We start from the raw sequence: 15,945 nt of genomic DNA, 5'->3' as shown, positions 1-15,945 counted from the left end.
GGAGGGCCCGGTACGCGCTCGCGCGAGTACCGGGCCTTGCGTCAGCGCGTCACACCAGTTCGCCCAGACACGCATCGAACTGCGCGACGAGCCGGTCGACGTCGTCGTCGGTCGTTTGCGGGCACACGAGCATCATGTTGTGGAACGGCGTGATCAGCACGCCGCGATTCAGCAGGTACAGGTGCACGATGTGCTCGAGTTCGCTGTCGAGCTGCGCGCCGGCCAGCGTGCCGTTGCGCGGCGGCACGGGCGCGAACTGAAACTCGGTGCGCGCGCCGATGCGCGTCACGCACCACGGCAGCCCGTGTTTCGCGATCGCATGTTCGAGGCCCGTCGCGAGCCGCGCGGCGAGCGCGAACATGTGCGCATAGGCGGCGTCGGTCGCGACTTCGGCGAGCGTCGCGCGCATCGCATGCATCGCGAGCATGTTCGCGGTGAGCGTCGTGCCGATTCCCGAATGGCCGGGCGGCGCGTTCAGCTTCGCCTGCTTCGCGCGTTCCGCGAATTCGGCGCTGAACCCGTACACCGCGCACGGCACGCCGCCCGCGATCGGCTTGCCGACCACCAGCATGTCCGGTTCGAGACCGTGCGCGACCGCGTAGCCGCCGGGGCCGCTGCTGATCGTGTGCGTCTCGTCGATCACCAGCAGCGTGCCGTGGCGGCGCGTCAGGGCGCGTGCGGCCTCCCAGAAGCCCGGGTCGGGCAGCACCATGCCGATGTTCGTCATCGCGGGCTCGGCGAGCACGCATGCGACATCGCCGTCCTTCAGCGCCGCTTCGAGCGCGTCGAGATCGTTGAATTCGACGACGCGCGTGTGCGCGAGCAGGTCGTACGACTGTCCGAGCAGGCTGTCGCGCTGCACCGGGCGGCCGTCGACGAGATCGACGAACACGTCGTCGACCGTGCCGTGATAGCAGCCGTTGAACACGACGATCGTGTTGCGGCCGGTGGCCGCGCGCGCCCAGCGCAGCACGAAGCGGTTCGCGTCGCTCGCGCTCAAAGCGAATTGCCAGACCGGCAGATGGAAGCGGCGCGCGAGTTCGCGCGACACCCAGGCGGCGTCCTCGCTCGGCAGCATCGTCGTGTAGCCGCGCGTGGCCTGCTCGGCGAGCGCGCGGGCGACGGGTTCGGGCGCATGGCCGAACATCGCGCCCGTATCGCCGAGGCAGAAATCGACGTAGCGATGACCGTCGACGTCGGTGAAGGTCGCGCCGCGGGCCTCCTTCACGTAGAGCGAGAACGGGGTCGACCAGTCCTGCATCCAGTGCAACGGCACGCCGAACAGCAAGTGCTCGGACGCTTCCGCGGACAGCGCGCGGGAAACCGGCATGGCTTCGGCGAACGCGTGGCGCTCGCGATCGAACAGCGCGCGGGCGCGGATGAGGTCGACTCCGTGGCGGGTAGGCAAAGGCGGCTCCTCGACTGTGGGAATGGACAAACGATAGCGCGGGTGGCGCGGGGCTGACCAGAGGCGGAATTACCGAGGCGGGTCGGCGGCGCGCGGGCAGGAACCGTACCGTTGGAGAGTGGTGGCCGGAGAGGATTGAGTGGAAGTTTTTGCGCATAAACATACGACAACATATCTCTGGAGCCTCATCTGTCGATGTGAGTGTGCGCACACATTCGATATATAACCCCATAAATAACAGGGTAAACGACAAATACATACGTCGTCCCAATCGCGTCTAGACTCCATCACGTAGTACGACGACGTATAAATCGCGATCCGCCGACCGGCGCATCGATGCTCTCTACCCCGAAGGAGTGCCCATGGCCGCCCATCGCCGCCGTCCGTCTTCGTCCGCCCGATCGCCCGCATCGAAACGGGTATCGCGCCGCGCTTTCATCGGCTGGACCGGCGCGCTCGCCGGCGGCGCGATGCTCGGCGGTCCGTTCGCGGCCGGCCGGGTGCTGGCGAAGGGCGCGACGCCCGATGCGTCGGCGGTCGATCTCGTGTGGGGCGAGCACGGCGCGGCGGAGTGCATCGCCGCATCGCTCGCGCACGTGTCGCGGCTCGCGCGGCGCGGGCGCGACTTCGACGTGACGCAGTACGGCGCGCGACGGTGCGCGACGGTCGCGCAGACGTCGCCGTACCCGGCAGCGAAATCGCCGGTCAGCCCCGGCTCCGAGCTGACGGTCGCGCCCGGCGCATTCGATGCGCGCCCGGCGTTTCTCGCGGCGATCGACGCATGCCGGCGGGAAGGTGGCGGCCGGGTCGTCGTGCCGTCCGGCACCTGGTACTGCGCGGGGCCGATCGTGCTGCAGAGCAACGTCACGTTCCATCTGAGCGCGAACTGCACGATCTACTTCAGCCCGAACCCGGCCGATTACGCGAAGGACGGACCGGTCGATTGCGGCGCGAACGGCCGGCTGTACTACAGCCGCTGGCAGGCGAACGATTGCCTGAACTTCGGTGCGCCCGTCTACGCGCGCCACGCGACGAACATCGCGCTGACCGGAGAAGGCCCGACGTCGGTGCTCAACGGGCAGGCGATGACGCCGTTCTCCGGCAGCGGCGCGAACAGCGTGTGCTGGTGGACCTACAAGGGCTCGTCGGGCGCGTACGGCGCAGGCGCGACGGTGCCGGCCCAGAACTACGCGAACCCGAACAACGTCGACCTGCGGATCGTCGCGCCCGCGATTCCCGACGCGCTCTATGCGCTGCTGACGTCGCCCGTCACGCCGTGGCAGCAGGACCAGAACTACCTGCCCGCGCTGTCCGAGGCCGGCGTGCCGGTGGAGAAACGCATCTTCGGCCTCGGTCATTACCTGCGGCCATGCATGGTCGAATTCATCGGCTGCACGAACGTGCTGATGGCGAACTACCAGACCCAGAACACGCCGTTCTGGCAGCACCATCCGACCGCGAGCCGCAACGTCGTGATCCGCGGCGTGACGACCAACAGCATCGGCCCGAACAACGACGGCTTCGATCCGGACGCGTGCACCGACGTGCTGTGCGAGGACTGCACGTTCAACACCGGCGACGACTGCATCGCGATCAAGTCGGGCAAGGACCGCGACACCGAATACGGGCCCGCGAAGCGGCACCTGATCCGCAACTGCACGATGAACAGCGGGCACGGCGGGATCACGCTCGGCAGCGAGATGGGCGGCGGCGTCGAGCAGATCTATGCGACGAACCTGTCGATGCTGAACGCGAACTGGCAGACCAACCCGCTGAACATCGCGATTCGCGTGAAGACCAACATGAATCGCGGCGGTTACGTGAAGGATTTCCACGTGAAGGGCGTCACGCTGCCGAACGGCGTGACGCTGAAGGGCGGCGGCTACGGCAGTGCGCTGCTCGCGGGCAGCCCGGTCAACGCGAGCGTCCCGCTCGGCGTCGTCACGCCGTCGGCCGGCAATCCGTCCGCGGCGCAGGGCGGCATCGTCACGTTCGACTGCGACTATCAGCCGGCGAACGATGCGGTACGCACGCGCGCGCCGGTCGTGCAGAACGTGACGATCGCCGACGTGAAGGCGAACAACGTGACGCTGAACGGCGTGAGCGCGTCGTGCTTCCAGGCGATCGTCGCGCAGGGGCCGGTCGCGTTCGACTACAACGGCACGCCGCCCACGCCTGCGGTGCAGCCGATCTCCGGCGTGACGATCGCCAATTGCGACTTCGGCACGCCGGTGGCGTCGGGCACGCCGACGGTTACGTCGCCGGGGCCGATCTATGCGTTCAACGTGAGCGCGATGACGCTGACGAACGTGACGATCGCCGGGCAGATCGTCAACGCGACGATCACCGACACGCGGTGAGATGACGTCACGTCGCCGCGTTCGCGTGCAACCGGTCGGCACCTGCACGCGAACGCCGATGTGTCATGCCAGCGTCTTGATCATGTAGTGCTCGTCGTAGAAGCGGCCGTCGACGCACATCGAGCGCGGCTCCGTGCCGAACCGCACGAACCCCTGCGATGCATACAGCCGCTCCGCGGTGTGGTTGACCTCGTTTACGCACAGCATCAGTTGGCTGCATCCCCACGCGTTCGCCGCATGCGCGGTCGCGCTGTCGAGCAGCGCCTGCGCGATGCGTTGCCCGCGATATGCGGCGTCGACGTAGACACCCCAGATCGTCGCCTTGTGCGCGATCTTCGTGCGCGCATCGCGGCGCACGCCGGTGATGCCGACGAGTGTCTCGCCGTCGAACGCGCCGAACACGGCCTGTACCTGCGTCGGCGTGAGGCGCTTCGCGAATTCGTCGACCGGCACCTGCGATTCTTCGTCGAGCGTCGGCAGGAAGGATGTGGGCGCGGTGTCGACCGCACGCAGGCGGACGGCACGGAAACAGGCGGCGTCGGCCGCGTCGAGCAGGCGGATCGTGATCGTCATCGGGGGCGTTCCGGTTGAGGGGCGTGCTTGCCCGCGCGCGCCGCTGCGGCGGTCGCGGGATGCATCGTCCTTATCCTAATGGGAATCCCGATGTCGCGGGGCGATGCCCGCTGCGGGCACGAACGTGAACCGGGAAGACGGTGATGACGGCGGGTCGTGCCGCCGTCGACGAGGGACGCCGGGCGCGTGTGCCGTTGCGCCGAACCTGCACCCGGCGTCGAATGCTCGGCATGCGCGAGATCGGCTCACGCGCACGCCGCTGGCATCAATAGCGCGACAGCTGATTGCCGTTGATCTGCACGCGGTCGCCCGGACGCAGGTTGCCCGGCGACTGCACGTCGAACGAGCGCATCGAGCCGTCGCTGACCTGCACGTCGATCCGGTAGCTGCTCGGGCCTTGCGCGGCGCCCATCTGCTGGCCGATCTGGTTGCCCGCCACCGCACCGCCGAGCGCGCCGATCACCGTTGCCGCATCGCGGCCATGACCGCGGCCGAACTGGTTGCCCACCAGGCCGCCGACGAGCGCACCGACGACGGTGCCGGCGACACCCGACGGGCCGACCGAGCCGTTGACCGGCTGGATGTTCGCGACGGTGCCGTATTGCGTGCCGTACGGGTTCGCGTATTGCTGTTGCCGATTGCCATACGAGTCATACGGCTGCGAGCCGTATTGCGACGGGTTGCCGTATTGATCGTACGGTTGCGGCGCCTGGTTCGGATACGCCGGCTGCTGCTGCACGTAGCCTGGTTGCGAATACGCGGGCTGCGCATAGCCGGGCGTCGCGTATTGCTGTTGCGGATAGCCCGGCTGCGCGCCGTAGTAGCCCGGCGCGACGCACGCGGTGAGCGGAAGCGCCGCCACGGCGACGAGCGAGGCGAACAGAACGGTCTTCGTGGAAGGCATGCGCATCATGTGTTTCCTGCATCGGCAACGTGTCCGCCGATGGATTCCCGACACGGGTGGCGAACTCGGCGTGAGTATAAGGAATGGGCGAATGCGCGTCCGGTGCGGCCGGGTAACAACGTGTAAAGTCTGTTGCCGCGTAAATCGCCGATCGGGCGGGGCGTCGAAGCCCCGCCCGGCAACGCGGCGACGCGGCTTCCTCCCGGCGCTCGCGTGCGGATGATCCGGGTGATCCGGGTGATCCGGGTGATTCGGATGATTCGGGCGATTCGGGCGATTCGGGCGATTCGGGCGATTCGGGCGATTCGGGCGATGCGCGGCCGCCGACCGGGTCGGCCCTTTCCACGTCGATCGTGCCCGCCGTCGCGTCCGGTCCGGCGCGCCTGCGCGCCGCACATCGCGAAATCGAATGCGCGGCATCGCGACATTTAATTGGCCTCGGGCAGCGGCGTCCGATATCGTGGCCGGATTCCTGCCAAAGGTCGCGCCGCGCCGGCCGCGGTTCCTTCCCCTGTCCGCGCCGGCGTCGCGCCGCGACCCCCCATATTCCAGGCCATGACCGAACGATTCTTCATCAACGCCGTCGACGCCGGCGGCCAACCCGTCAACCTCGTCGTCCGCGACGGCCGCTTCGCCGCGATCGGCGCCGATTGCGCAGCCGCGCCCGGCGCGCAGACGATCGACCTCGACGGCCGCGTCGTGCTGCCCGGTTTCGTCGACGGCCATATCCATCTCGACAAGAGCTTCGTCGGCGATCGCTGGGTGTCGCACGAACCGGCCGGCTCGCTGCGCGAGCGGCTTGCGGCCGAGAAGCGCCAGCTCGCGGCCGCGCCGCCGATCGTCGAGCGTGCGAACGCGCTGATTGCGCAGGCCGCCGCGTTCGGCACGATCGCGATGCGCAGCCACGTCGACGTCGATGCGACGACGGGCCTGTCGAACCTGCACGCGGTGATGGCCGCGCGCGAACGATGGCGCGGGATCGTCGACATCGAACTGGTCGCGTTTCCGCAGGCCGGCGTGATCGCGTGCCCGGGCACCGCCGAGCTACTCGATGCCGCCGTGCGCGACGGCGCGGACGTGGTCGGCGGGATCGACCCGACGACGCTCGACGGCGATGCGGATGGTCAGCTCGACATCGTGTTCGGCATCGCCGAGAAGCGCGGCGCGAAAATCGACATCCACCTGCACGAGCCGGGGGAAACCGGCATTGCGCAACTGCTGCGGATCGCGGCGCGCACGCGCGCGGCCGGGCTCGGCGGGCGCGTGAACGTGAGCCATGCGTATGCGCTCGGCCAGGTGAGCGATGACGACGTGCGGCGTACGGCTGTGGTGTTGGCCGAAGCCGGCGTATCGATCCTGACGAATGCGCCGGGCGACTGCGCGTTCCCACCGGTGCAACGGCTGCGCGACGCGGGCGTGCACGTGTTCGCGGGCAACGACAACATCCGCGACGCGTGGTGGCCGTACGGCAACGGCGACATGTTGCAGCGCGCGATGATGGTCGGCTACCGGTCGGGCTTCTACACCGACGAGGCGCTCGGCGTCGCGCTCGACATGGCGACGCACGCCGGCGCGCGCGCCATCGGCAAGGACAACTACGGAATTGCGGTCGGCTGCGACGCGAGCTTCGTCGCGGTGCGCGCGCCGAATGCGGCGGCGGCCGTCGCGGGCGTGCCGGCCGAACGCTGGGTATTCCGCCGCGGCGAAAGCGATACGGGCGCCCCGTTCGCCCCGTCGTTGCGCTTTACGCGCTGACCCACCCGAGCGGCGGCACGGCGCGCGCCGTGCCCGGCTTGCACCGACCGACCCGACCGGACCCGACCCGACATGACGAACCTGCTGATCCGCAATGTCCGCACGAACGCCGACGCCGCGCTCGATATCCTGATCGAAGGCGATCGCATCGCGCGCGTCGGCCCGTCGCTCGATGCGTCCGCCGGCTGCGCGATCGAGGACGGCGCGGGCGCGTTGGCGCTGCCCGGCCTCGTCGAAGGCCATACGCACCTCGACAAGACCCACTGGGGGATGCCGTGGTATCGCAACCAGGTCGGGCCGCGCCTCGTCGACCGCATCGAGAACGAGCGCCACTATCGCGCGACGAGCGGCCATGACGCGGGCGCCGCATCGCTCGCGCTGGCGCGCGCATTCCTCGCGGCCGGCACGACGCGCATCCGTACCCACGTCGACGTCGATACCCAGGCCGGGCTGCGCCACCTGAACGGCGTGCTGGCCACGCGCGAGACGCTGCGCGGGCAGGTCGAGATCCAGATCGTCGCGTTTCCGCAATCGGGTGTCCTCAAGCGGCCGGGCACCGATGCGCTGTTGTCCGACGCGCTCGACGCCGGCGCCGACCTGCTCGGCGGGCTCGATCCGTGTGCGATCGAAGGCGATCCGGTCGAGGCGGTGGACATGCTGTTCGCGATCGCCGCGCGCCACGGCCGCGGGCTCGACATCCATCTGCACGAGCGCGGGTCGATGGGCGCGTACTCGCTCGACCTGATCCTGCAGCGCACGGCGGCTCACGGCATGCAGGGAAAGGTCACGATCAGCCATGGTTTCTGCCTGGGCGATATCGCCGAACGCGAGCGCGATGCGCTGCTCGCGCGGATGGCCGAGCTCGGCGTCGCGATCGTCACGACCGCGCCGGCCTCGGTGCCGGTGCCGCCGGTGGCCGCGTGCCGTGCGGCGGGCGTGACCGTGATCGGCGGCAACGACGGCGTGCGCGATACGTGGACGCCGTACGGCTCGCCCGACATGCTCGAGCGCGCGATGCTGATCGGCATGCGCAACGATTTCCGCCGCGACGATGCGCTCGAAGTCGCGCTCGACTGCGTGACGCACGGCGCGGCGCGCGGCTGCGGCTTCGCGGATTACGGGCTGCAGCCGGGCTGCCGCGCGGACGTCGTGCTCGTCGATGCGCTGACCTTCGCCGAGGCCGTCGTCGCGCGGCCGGTGCGGCGTCTCGTCGTGTCGTCCGGGAAGATCGTCGCGCGCAACGGCGCGCTGGTCTGAGAGCAGGTGGCGCGCTCGGGTGCGTCAACGCGTCCGGGCGTGCGTGGTCGGTGTCCTCGGTATGATCGGGCCTTCAACGATTCGACCGGGAGATCGAGATGCGACGCATGGCAGCAGTACGGGCGACACGATGGATCGCGGCGGCGATGTTCGCGGTGACGGCCGCGCATGCCGTGGCAGCCGGCGCGAGCGACGCGCAGCAGGAGGCCAATCGCCGCACGGTGCTGGCGTTCTACGAGAAAGGCTTGAACGAGAAGGATGCGGACGCCGCGCTCGCGTATGTCGGCGATCGCTACGTGCAGCACAACCCGAACGCGGCCGACGGGCGCGACGGTTTTCGCCAGTTCGTCGCGTTTCTGCGCGACAAATATCCGCAGTCGCACAGCGAGATCAAACGCGCGTTCGTCGACGGCGACTACGTGATCCTGCACGTGCACGCGGTGCGCGAACCCGGCACGCGCGGCAGCGCGATCATGGACATCTTCCGGCTCGAGCACGGCAAGATCGTCGAACACTGGGACGTCAACCAGCCGGTGCCCGAGCAGGCGGCGAACGGCAACACGATGTTCTGACGCGGGGCCGTGCGGCCGAATCGGGCGCATTTCGCTTACCGCCCTTCGAGTTCCAGCATCGCCGCGAGCGTCTTCGTCAGCGCGCCGACCATCGGGTCGGCCGTCGGCCGGTGCAGGATCGCGATGTCCATGTGCTCGATCGGCGCGAAGCCCTGCTTCGCGGTCAGCACCACATGCTCGTCCGTCACCACGCGCGCGGGCAGCACGCTGATGCCGAGGCCGTCCGCGACGGCCGCCTGGATCCCGCTCAGGCTCGACGTCGTGAAGCTGATCCGCCAGCGGCGGCCGCGCTCCTCGATCGCCTTGATCATGTCGTCGCGGTACAGCCCGCGCGGCGGGAACACGACGATCGGCACCGGATCGAGATCGATCGACGGATGCTTCGCGCTGTCGATCCAGCGCAGCTTCTCGGGCCAGCGCACGACCGCCTCGCGGCTGTCGCGCCGCTGCTTGATCAATACGAGATCGAGTTCGCCGCGATCGTACGCGGCGCTGATGTCGCGGCTCAGCCCGCACGTCACTTCGAGCTTCACCTGCGGATGCTCGCGCTTGAACGCCGCGAGCGCATGGGTCGTGCGGCCCGCCGCGAAATCGTCGGGTACGCCGAGCCGGATCGTCAGCGCGACCGTCGCGCCCGACAGCGCCTCCAGCATCTCGTCGTTCAGCGCGAGCATGCGCCGCGCATAGCTGAGCACCGTCACGCCCGCGTCGGTCGGCCGCACGTCGCGCGTGCCGCGGTCGAGCAGGCGGTGGCCGGCGATTTCCTCGAGCCGGCGCACCTTCTGGCTGACCGTCGACTGCGTCGAATGCAGGCGCGCGGAAGCCGTCGTGAAACTGCCGCAGTCGGCGACCATCACCAGCGCGCGCAGCAGGTCGATGTCGAACAGGGGTCTATTCATTTTTGTACTTCTGTGGATTCGAGCATTTCGTTTTCAAATGCGTGCGACGACTTTTAACATGGCCGCACATCGCAGGCAATCGCGGTTTCGCCGGACCCGGCGCGGGGCTTCGCGACGCCACGGGCGGCGCAGATCGGGTGGGGGCGGGGGGGTGAGTTGGTTACGACTGCCTCTGAGGTCGTTTTCGATGCGGTATAGGCTGCCTCGTCGATTCCGCTGAGGTCTCCTCGTTGAGGCTCCGCTCTGATCGCATGTCCAGACATCGGGTGCGCGGTGGATATTCGGACAAGCGCCCGCTATGGGGGACGTGCGACACACAGGGTAAACACCCACCAATCCCGTAAATCAGCCATAAATAAAGCGTCGCCCGGTCTTTCCGCGTCCGCTTGACCTCGGTCCATCCCGTCTCCGCTTCCTTCCGCTTGCGCTCGGAAATCTAGCGGTCTAGACTGCATCGCAGTTTCATCGAAGTCCCCGTCTTTCGCGCCTCGTACCGGCATGCCGTCGCGGCGCCTTCACCGGACGCCGGCTCCGCCCGCCGCGTCGAGACTTTCAAGGACACGCCATGAACCGTACCGCCAAGTTCCTCGTTACCGCGCTGGCGTTCGCGCCGCTCGCATCGTTCGCGCAGGGCACGTCGACGATCCGCTGGGGTATCGATCCCACGTATCCGCCGTTCGAGGCGAAGCAGCCCGACGGCTCGCTCGCCGGCTTCGACATCGACTTGCGCAATGCGATCTGCGAGCAACTGCATGCGAAGTGCGTGTGGGTCGAGCAGGGCTTCGACGGGATGATCCCGGCGCTGCGCGCGCGCAAGTTCGACGTGATCATGTCCGCGATGACGGCCACCGACGAGCGGCTCAAGCAGATCGACTTCTCGAACAAGCTGTATGCGTCGCCGGGCGCGCTCGTCGCGCCGGTCGGCTCGAAGCTGCTGCCGACCGCCGCGTCGCTCGCCGGCAAGCGCGTCGGGATCGACCAGGGCACGACGCAGGAGGCGTACGCGAAGGCCGAATGGGCGACCAAGGGCGTGACGATCGTCTCGTACCAGAATCAGGACCAGGTGTATCAGGATCTCGTCAACGGCCGCCTCGACGCGACCTTCCAGGACAAGACGCAGGCCGGCTACTCGTTCCTGAAGACGCCGCGCGGCAAGGGCTACGCGTTCGCGGGCCCGGACGTGACCGACGTGCGGATCACCGGCTACGGCGTCGCGATGGGCATACGCAAGGGCGACGCCGACATGAAGAAGCGGCTGAACGACGCGATCGCCGCGATTCGCGCGAACGGCACGTACCAGAAGATCGCCGCGAAATACTTCGACTTCGACATCTACGGCGCGAAGCAGCAACTGACTTCGGCGCCGTGACCCCCGTGACCCATTCGATCGACAGGTACACCATGACGAATATCCAGGAGCGCGTCGCGCAAGCCGTGACGCCCGAACTGATCGCCGCGTTCCGCGACGAAGGCGCGGTTTGCATCAAGGGCATTTTTTCGCCCGACGAAGTGGCCGCGTTGCGGGCCGGCATCGACGTGAACCTCGCGCAGCCGAGCGAACGCGCGAAAGTCGCGAGCCGGCCCGACGATCCGGGCTGGTTCTTCGAGGATTTCTGCAACTGGCAGCACAACGACGCGTATCGCGACTTCATCGTGCGCTCGCCGGCGCCGTCGGTCGCCGCCGCGCTGATGGGCACGGACAACGTGCGGCTGCATCACGACCATCTGCTCGTGAAGGAGCCCGGCACGCGGCAGCGCACGCCGTGGCACCAGGACCAGCCGTACTACAACATCGAAGGCGACGACAACGTCAGCATGTGGATTCCGGTCGATCCGGTGCCGCTCGAATCGACGCTGGAATTCGTCGCCGGCTCGCATCGCGGGCCGTGGCTGATGCCGCGCACGTTCATGGACAAGGAGGCGAAGTGGTTCCCGGAAGGCAGCCTCGCCGATCTGCCCGACATCGAAGCCGACCGTGCGGCCTTCCCGATCCGCCGCTGGGCGCTCGAACCCGGCGACATGGTGTGCTTCCGGATGCTGACGCTGCATGCGTCGGGCGGCACGCGGAACCGCCGGCGCGCGTTCTCGATCCGCTTCGTCGGCGACGATGTCCGTCACGCGCCGCGCCGCTGGAAAACGTCGCCCGATTTTCCCGGGCTCGCGGAACAGCTGGCCGACGGCGCGCCGCTCGATCACCCGCTGTTTCCGGTCGTGTGGTCGCGCGAGGCGGGGCAGGTTGGCGCGATCTGATCCGACGTCACGAATGAACACGGCGGCCGTTTCATCATGAAACGGCCGCCGTGCGTGTCGGGGGCGTGCGACGAAGGATCAGGTCGGGTGGCGCCCCGCGCCCGGCTTGAAGCGCGAGCCGAGCCGGTAGCGGTTGCCCGGATGCAGAAAGTGCACGAACGTGACGGGCAGCCCGTCCGTCCACGTGCGGCGCGTGAGCGTGAGGCACGGCTCGTCGGCGCGCATGTCGAGCAGCCGCGCCTGTTCGCCGGTGGGCAGCGACGCGTCGACGACGTGCTCGATTTCCAGTTCGTAGTGCGACACGTTGTTGTACAGGTACTCGGATGGCGGCTCGATCCGGAAATCCTGATCGATGAAGCCGGGCGCGGCAGCCGGGTTGACGTAGCGATCCTCGAGCTGGATCGGGCGGCCGTTTTCCTCGTGCACGCACACCACGTGAAAGACCGGCGTATTGACCGGCAGGCCGAACGCGGCCGCGACGTCGAACGACGCGGGCTCGCGCGCCTGGCTGAGCACGCGGCAACGGTATTCGTGCCCGCGCGCACGGATCTCGTCGCGGATATGCGCGATCATCAGCAGGTTCGACTGCGGCTTCGCCTCGGCGACGAACGTGCCAACCCCCGCGATGCGCTTCAGCACGCCTTCCTCGGTCAGCTCGCGCAGTGCGCGGTTGACCGTCATGCGCGCGACGCCGAACTGCGCGGCGAGATCGAGTTCGGACGGAATGCGGTCGCCGGGGCGCCAGTCGCCGGACTCGACGTTCTGGCGAACGAGCGTCTTGATCTGCTGGAACGGTGCGGTGGCCCTGGTGACCATCGGAAGATCCTTGCGCGAAGAAGTGACGAGGCTAGTCGTCGTGGCTGACGATGACCAGAATCTCCGCCTGCGCGGTGCCGAGGCTGCGCGTGCGGTGGGGAATGAGTGCGTTGAAATAGACTGAATCGCCGGTCCTGAGTTGCACCGTCTCGTTCGGGAATTCGATTTCGACCCGCCCCTTGTGCACGAACAGGAATTCCTCGCCTTCGTGCTCGCGGAACGTCGACGCGACGAATTCGTGCGGCGGATGCACGACGAACGGCAGCATCTTCTTCGGCGCGACGCCGGCCGCGATGCTCTCGAAACGGTGCGCGTGGCTGTCGGTCGCCCCGCCCATCGCGGTGCGCTCGCCGGCGCGCGTGACCGTGATCAGCTCGCGGTTGCCGCTTTCCGAGAATAGTTGCTCGACGTCGACGTTCAGCGCCTTCGACAGCTTCAGCGCGACCGCGATCGACGGCACGCTCAGGCCGCGCTCGACCTTCGACAGGTAGCTCTTGGTGAGGCCGGTCTCGTCGGCCAGCACGTCGAGCGTCCAGCCTTTCTGTTTTCTGAGCAGCTTCAGGCGAATCGTCATGGGGCGGCAGGTGTCCTTCGAAAAACCGATTGTAACACATGACACAAAGTGTCATTCGGTGTATTGTGTGTCATGCGCTCGGGGAAACGGCCGCGGACGGCGCGGCAGACCCGGTGCATTCAGGAGGCGAACATGGCGGAAACGCTGAATTTGACGAAGGAAGCGCTGGTCGCGCTGGCGGAGCGGCGTCTTGAAAACGAAGCGGGCGACAGCGGCTGGTCCGCGCGGCAAAAGCTCGCGCTGACGTGCCGGATCCTGTTCGACGCCGGCCACGACTCGGGCCTGGCCGGGCAGATCACCTGCCGCGCGGATGCGGCCGGCACCTACTACACGCAGCGGCTCGGGCTCGGCTTCGACGAGATCTCGGCCGCGAACCTGCTGCGCGTCAACGAGGATCTCGACGTCGTCGATGGCGAAGGCATTCCGAACCCGGCCAACCGGTTCCATACGTGGATCTATCGCGAGCGCCCGGACGTGAACTGCATCATCCACACGCATCCGGCGCATGTCGCGGCGCTGTCGATGCTCGAGCAGCCGCTCGTGGTGTCGCACATGGACACCTGCCCGCTGTACGACGATTGCGCGTTCCTGAAGGACTGGCCGGGCGTGCCGGTCGGCAACGAGGAAGGCGAGATCATCTCGAAGGCGCTCGGCAGCAAGCGCGCGATCCTGCTGTCGCATCACGGCCAGCTCGTGGTCGGCAAGACGATCGAGGAGGCGTGCATTCTCGCGCTGCTGATCGAGCGCGCCGCGAAGCTGCAACTGCTCGCGATGTCGGCCGGCGAGATCAAGCCGGTGCCGCCGGCGCTCGCGCGCGAAGCGCACGACTGGATCTCGAAGCCGAAACGCGATGCGGTGACGTTCGACTACTACGCGCGCCGCGCGTTGCGTACGCATCGGGACTGCGTCGCGTAAGCGGGCATACCGTTCCGATTCTGTCAGACAATCATTGAGGAATACCAATCGTGTCAATTCTGCTGAAGGGCATCATTGCCTACCCGGTTACGCCGTTCTCCGCCGATGGCGGCGTCGACCTGAGCGCGCTCGATGCGCTGATCGAGTGCCTGATCGCCGACGGCGTTCACGCGATTGCGCCGCTGGGTAGTACCGGCGAAAGCGCCTACCTGTCCGACGCCGAATGGGAGGCCGTCGCCGCCGCGTCGATCCGCGCGGTGCGCCGGCGCGTGCCGACTGTCGTCGGAATTTCCGATCTCACCACGGCTGGCGCGGTGCGCCGCGCCCGCTTCGCCGAGCAGGCCGGCGCCGATGCGGTGATGGTGCTGCCGGTGTCGTACTGGAAGCTCGGCAACGACGAGATCGTCGCGCACTACCGCGCGATCGGCGAAGCGATCGGCATCCCGATCATGCTGTACAACAACCCGGCGACGAGTGGCGTCGACATGTCGCCGGACCTGATCACGACGATCTGCCGCACCGTCGACAACGTGACGATGGTCAAGGAGAGCACCGGCGACATCGGCCGGATGCACCGGCTCGCGCAATTGAGCGACGGGACGATCCCGTTCTACAACGGCAGCAATCCGATGGCGCTCGCCGCGCTGGCCGCGGGCGCGGCCGGATGGTGCACGGCCGCGCCGAACCTGAATGCCGCGTTGCCGCTCGCGTTGTTCGACGCGATGCGCGCCGGCGATCTCGAGCGCGCCCGATCGGTTTTTCACGCGCAGTTGCCGTTGCTGCAGTTCATCGTCAACGGCGGGTTGCCGGTGACCGTGAAGGCCGGGTTGAGGCTGCGCGGCTTCGACGCCGGCGAACCGAGACGGCCGCTGCTGCCGCTCGGCGAAGCACGCACGCGCGAACTCGAACGACTGCTCGCGGCGCTGCCGGACGGTGTGGCCGCATGAGCGACGACGCCCGGCCGGCGATCGCGGCCGCCATCGGCGCGGTGCGGATCGGCGCGAGCCGTCCGCTCGCCGGCACGCCGCACGCAAGCGCGATCGACAAGCAGCCGGTGGATGCGCGCCTGTGGCTGGGCGCGCTCGGCTTCGCCGGCGACGCGCAGGCCGATGCGCGGCATCACGGCGGCCCCGACAAGGCCGTTCATCACTATGCGCACGATCACTATGCGTGGTGGGCCGGGCAGATCGGCGCGCGCGACGTGCTCGCCCGTCCGGGCGCGTTCGGCGAGAACCTGTCGACGCGCGGCATCACCGAGCACGACGTGTGTCTCGGCGACGTGTTCACGCTCGGCGGCGCGGTACTCCAGGTCTCGCAGTCGCGGCAGCCGTGCTGGAAGCTCAACGTGCGTTTCGACCATCCGCGGATGGCGGCGCTCGTGCAGCAAAGCGGCCGGACGGGCTGGTACTACCGCGTGTTGCAGGAGGGCTGGGTGGCGGCGGGCGATGTGCTCGCGCTGCACGAGCGCCGCTACCCGCAATGGCCGCTGTCGACGGTGCTCGACGTGCTGTATCGACGCACGCTCGACATGGCCGCGCTCGATGCGCTGTGCGATGTGCCGTTGCTGCCGCCCGGCTGGCGCAGCATGCTGGAAAAGCGCCGGACGGAGCGGCAGGTCGAAGACTGGACGAAGCGGCTCGAAGGATGACGCGCCGCGTCCGA

15 protein-coding genes are annotated in these 15,945 nt (G+C 68.1%); 9 read left to right on the top strand and 6 right to left on the bottom strand.

Going from position 1 to position 15,945, the window contains the following annotated elements; translation table 11 throughout:
* Window positions 1-49: 49 nt before the first annotated feature.
* Window positions 50-1,408 (bottom strand): aspartate aminotransferase family protein, encoded by a 1,359-nt coding sequence (locus WT97_RS15580; protein WP_060353737.1) that lies wholly within the window; start codon window positions 1,406-1,408, stop codon window positions 50-52.
* Window positions 1,409-1,770: 362 nt separating this feature from the next.
* On the opposite strand from WT97_RS15580, the gene WT97_RS15575 reads away from it, so the two are divergent.
* Window positions 1,771-3,768 (top strand): glycoside hydrolase family 28 protein, encoded by a 1,998-nt coding sequence (locus tag WT97_RS15575; protein ID WP_060353736.1) that lies wholly within the window; start codon window positions 1,771-1,773, stop codon window positions 3,766-3,768.
* A 63-nt stretch (window positions 3,769-3,831) separates the two neighbouring features.
* Here the strand turns inward: WT97_RS15575 and WT97_RS15570 are convergent, their stop codons facing one another.
* Window positions 3,832-4,341 (bottom strand): GNAT family N-acetyltransferase, encoded by a 510-nt coding sequence (locus tag WT97_RS15570; protein WP_059499559.1) that lies wholly within the window; start codon window positions 4,339-4,341, stop codon window positions 3,832-3,834.
* 265 nt (window positions 4,342-4,606) lie between these two features.
* Window positions 4,607-5,254, bottom strand: a complete 648-nt coding sequence (locus WT97_RS15565) for a glycine zipper 2TM domain-containing protein (RefSeq protein WP_059792713.1) — start codon at window positions 5,252-5,254, stop codon at window positions 4,607-4,609.
* Between the two features lie 546 nt (window positions 5,255-5,800).
* Between WT97_RS15565 and WT97_RS15560 the strand changes: the two genes are divergently transcribed.
* The 3 genes from WT97_RS15560 (at window position 5,801) to WT97_RS15550 (ending at window position 8,829) form a co-directional block, all read left to right on the top strand.
* The gene (locus WT97_RS15560; protein WP_060032829.1) at window positions 5,801-7,000 is read left to right on the top strand and encodes an amidohydrolase family protein; all 1,200 of its coding nucleotides are present in this window, start codon (window positions 5,801-5,803) and stop codon (window positions 6,998-7,000) included.
* A 72-nt stretch (window positions 7,001-7,072) separates the two neighbouring features.
* Window positions 7,073-8,257 carry an amidohydrolase family protein gene (locus WT97_RS15555; RefSeq protein WP_059499556.1) on the top strand — a complete coding sequence of 395 codons (1,185 nt, stop codon included), beginning with the start codon at window positions 7,073-7,075 and terminating at the stop codon, window positions 8,255-8,257.
* A 98-nt stretch (window positions 8,258-8,355) separates the two neighbouring features.
* Window positions 8,356-8,829, top strand: coding sequence for a nuclear transport factor 2 family protein (locus WT97_RS15550; protein ID WP_060353735.1), 474 nt, complete (start codon window positions 8,356-8,358; stop codon window positions 8,827-8,829).
* 35 nt (window positions 8,830-8,864) lie between these two features.
* On the opposite strand, the gene WT97_RS15545 is transcribed toward WT97_RS15550, so the two are convergent.
* Entirely contained in the window at window positions 8,865-9,728 is an 864-nt protein-coding gene (locus tag WT97_RS15545) for a LysR family transcriptional regulator (RefSeq protein ID WP_034205875.1), read from the bottom strand.
* Window positions 9,729-10,293: 565 nt separating this feature from the next.
* Between WT97_RS15545 and WT97_RS15540 the strand changes: the two genes are divergently transcribed.
* On the top strand, window positions 10,294-11,097 hold the full coding sequence (locus WT97_RS15540; protein ID WP_060353734.1) for an ABC transporter substrate-binding protein: 804 nt from the start codon (window positions 10,294-10,296) through the stop codon (window positions 11,095-11,097).
* A gap of 32 nt (window positions 11,098-11,129) precedes the next feature.
* Window positions 11,130-11,978 (top strand): phytanoyl-CoA dioxygenase family protein, encoded by an 849-nt coding sequence (locus tag WT97_RS15535; protein WP_060353733.1) that lies wholly within the window; start codon window positions 11,130-11,132, stop codon window positions 11,976-11,978.
* Between the two features lie 78 nt (window positions 11,979-12,056).
* Here the strand turns inward: WT97_RS15535 and hutC are convergent, their stop codons facing one another.
* Together hutC and WT97_RS15525 are read right to left on the bottom strand one after the other, a co-directional pair.
* Entirely contained in the window at window positions 12,057-12,794 is a 738-nt protein-coding gene (gene hutC / locus WT97_RS15530) for a histidine utilization repressor (RefSeq protein ID WP_060353732.1), read from the bottom strand.
* A gap of 31 nt (window positions 12,795-12,825) precedes the next feature.
* Window positions 12,826-13,368: a helix-turn-helix domain-containing protein gene (locus tag WT97_RS15525; RefSeq protein WP_059499551.1), complete on the bottom strand. Its 543-nt coding sequence runs from the start codon at window positions 13,366-13,368 to the stop codon at window positions 12,826-12,828.
* A gap of 132 nt (window positions 13,369-13,500) precedes the next feature.
* Here WT97_RS15525 and WT97_RS15520 point away from each other — a divergent pair, with 132 nt between their 5' ends.
* From WT97_RS15520 to WT97_RS15510, 3 genes are read left to right on the top strand one after another with little or no spacing between them, the layout of a single operon-like run.
* Window positions 13,501-14,283, top strand: coding sequence for an aldolase (locus WT97_RS15520; protein WP_059499550.1), 783 nt, complete (start codon window positions 13,501-13,503; stop codon window positions 14,281-14,283).
* Window positions 14,284-14,333: 50 nt separating this feature from the next.
* Window positions 14,334-15,230: a dihydrodipicolinate synthase family protein gene (locus WT97_RS15515; RefSeq protein WP_060032841.1), complete on the top strand. Its 897-nt coding sequence runs from the start codon at window positions 14,334-14,336 to the stop codon at window positions 15,228-15,230.
* Window positions 15,227-15,931 (top strand): MOSC domain-containing protein, encoded by a 705-nt coding sequence (locus WT97_RS15510; protein ID WP_060032845.1) that lies wholly within the window; start codon window positions 15,227-15,229, stop codon window positions 15,929-15,931. Before WT97_RS15515 ends, WT97_RS15510 begins: the two co-directional genes overlap by 4 nt.
* Window positions 15,932-15,945: the final 14 nt, after the last annotated feature.

The organism is Burkholderia sp. MSMB1459WGS, assembly GCF_001534535.1.
GTDB lineage: Bacteria > Pseudomonadota > Gammaproteobacteria > Burkholderiales > Burkholderiaceae > Burkholderia.
The sequence above is the reverse complement of the archived record's forward strand: the minus strand, read 5'-3'. Positions and strand labels throughout refer to the sequence as shown.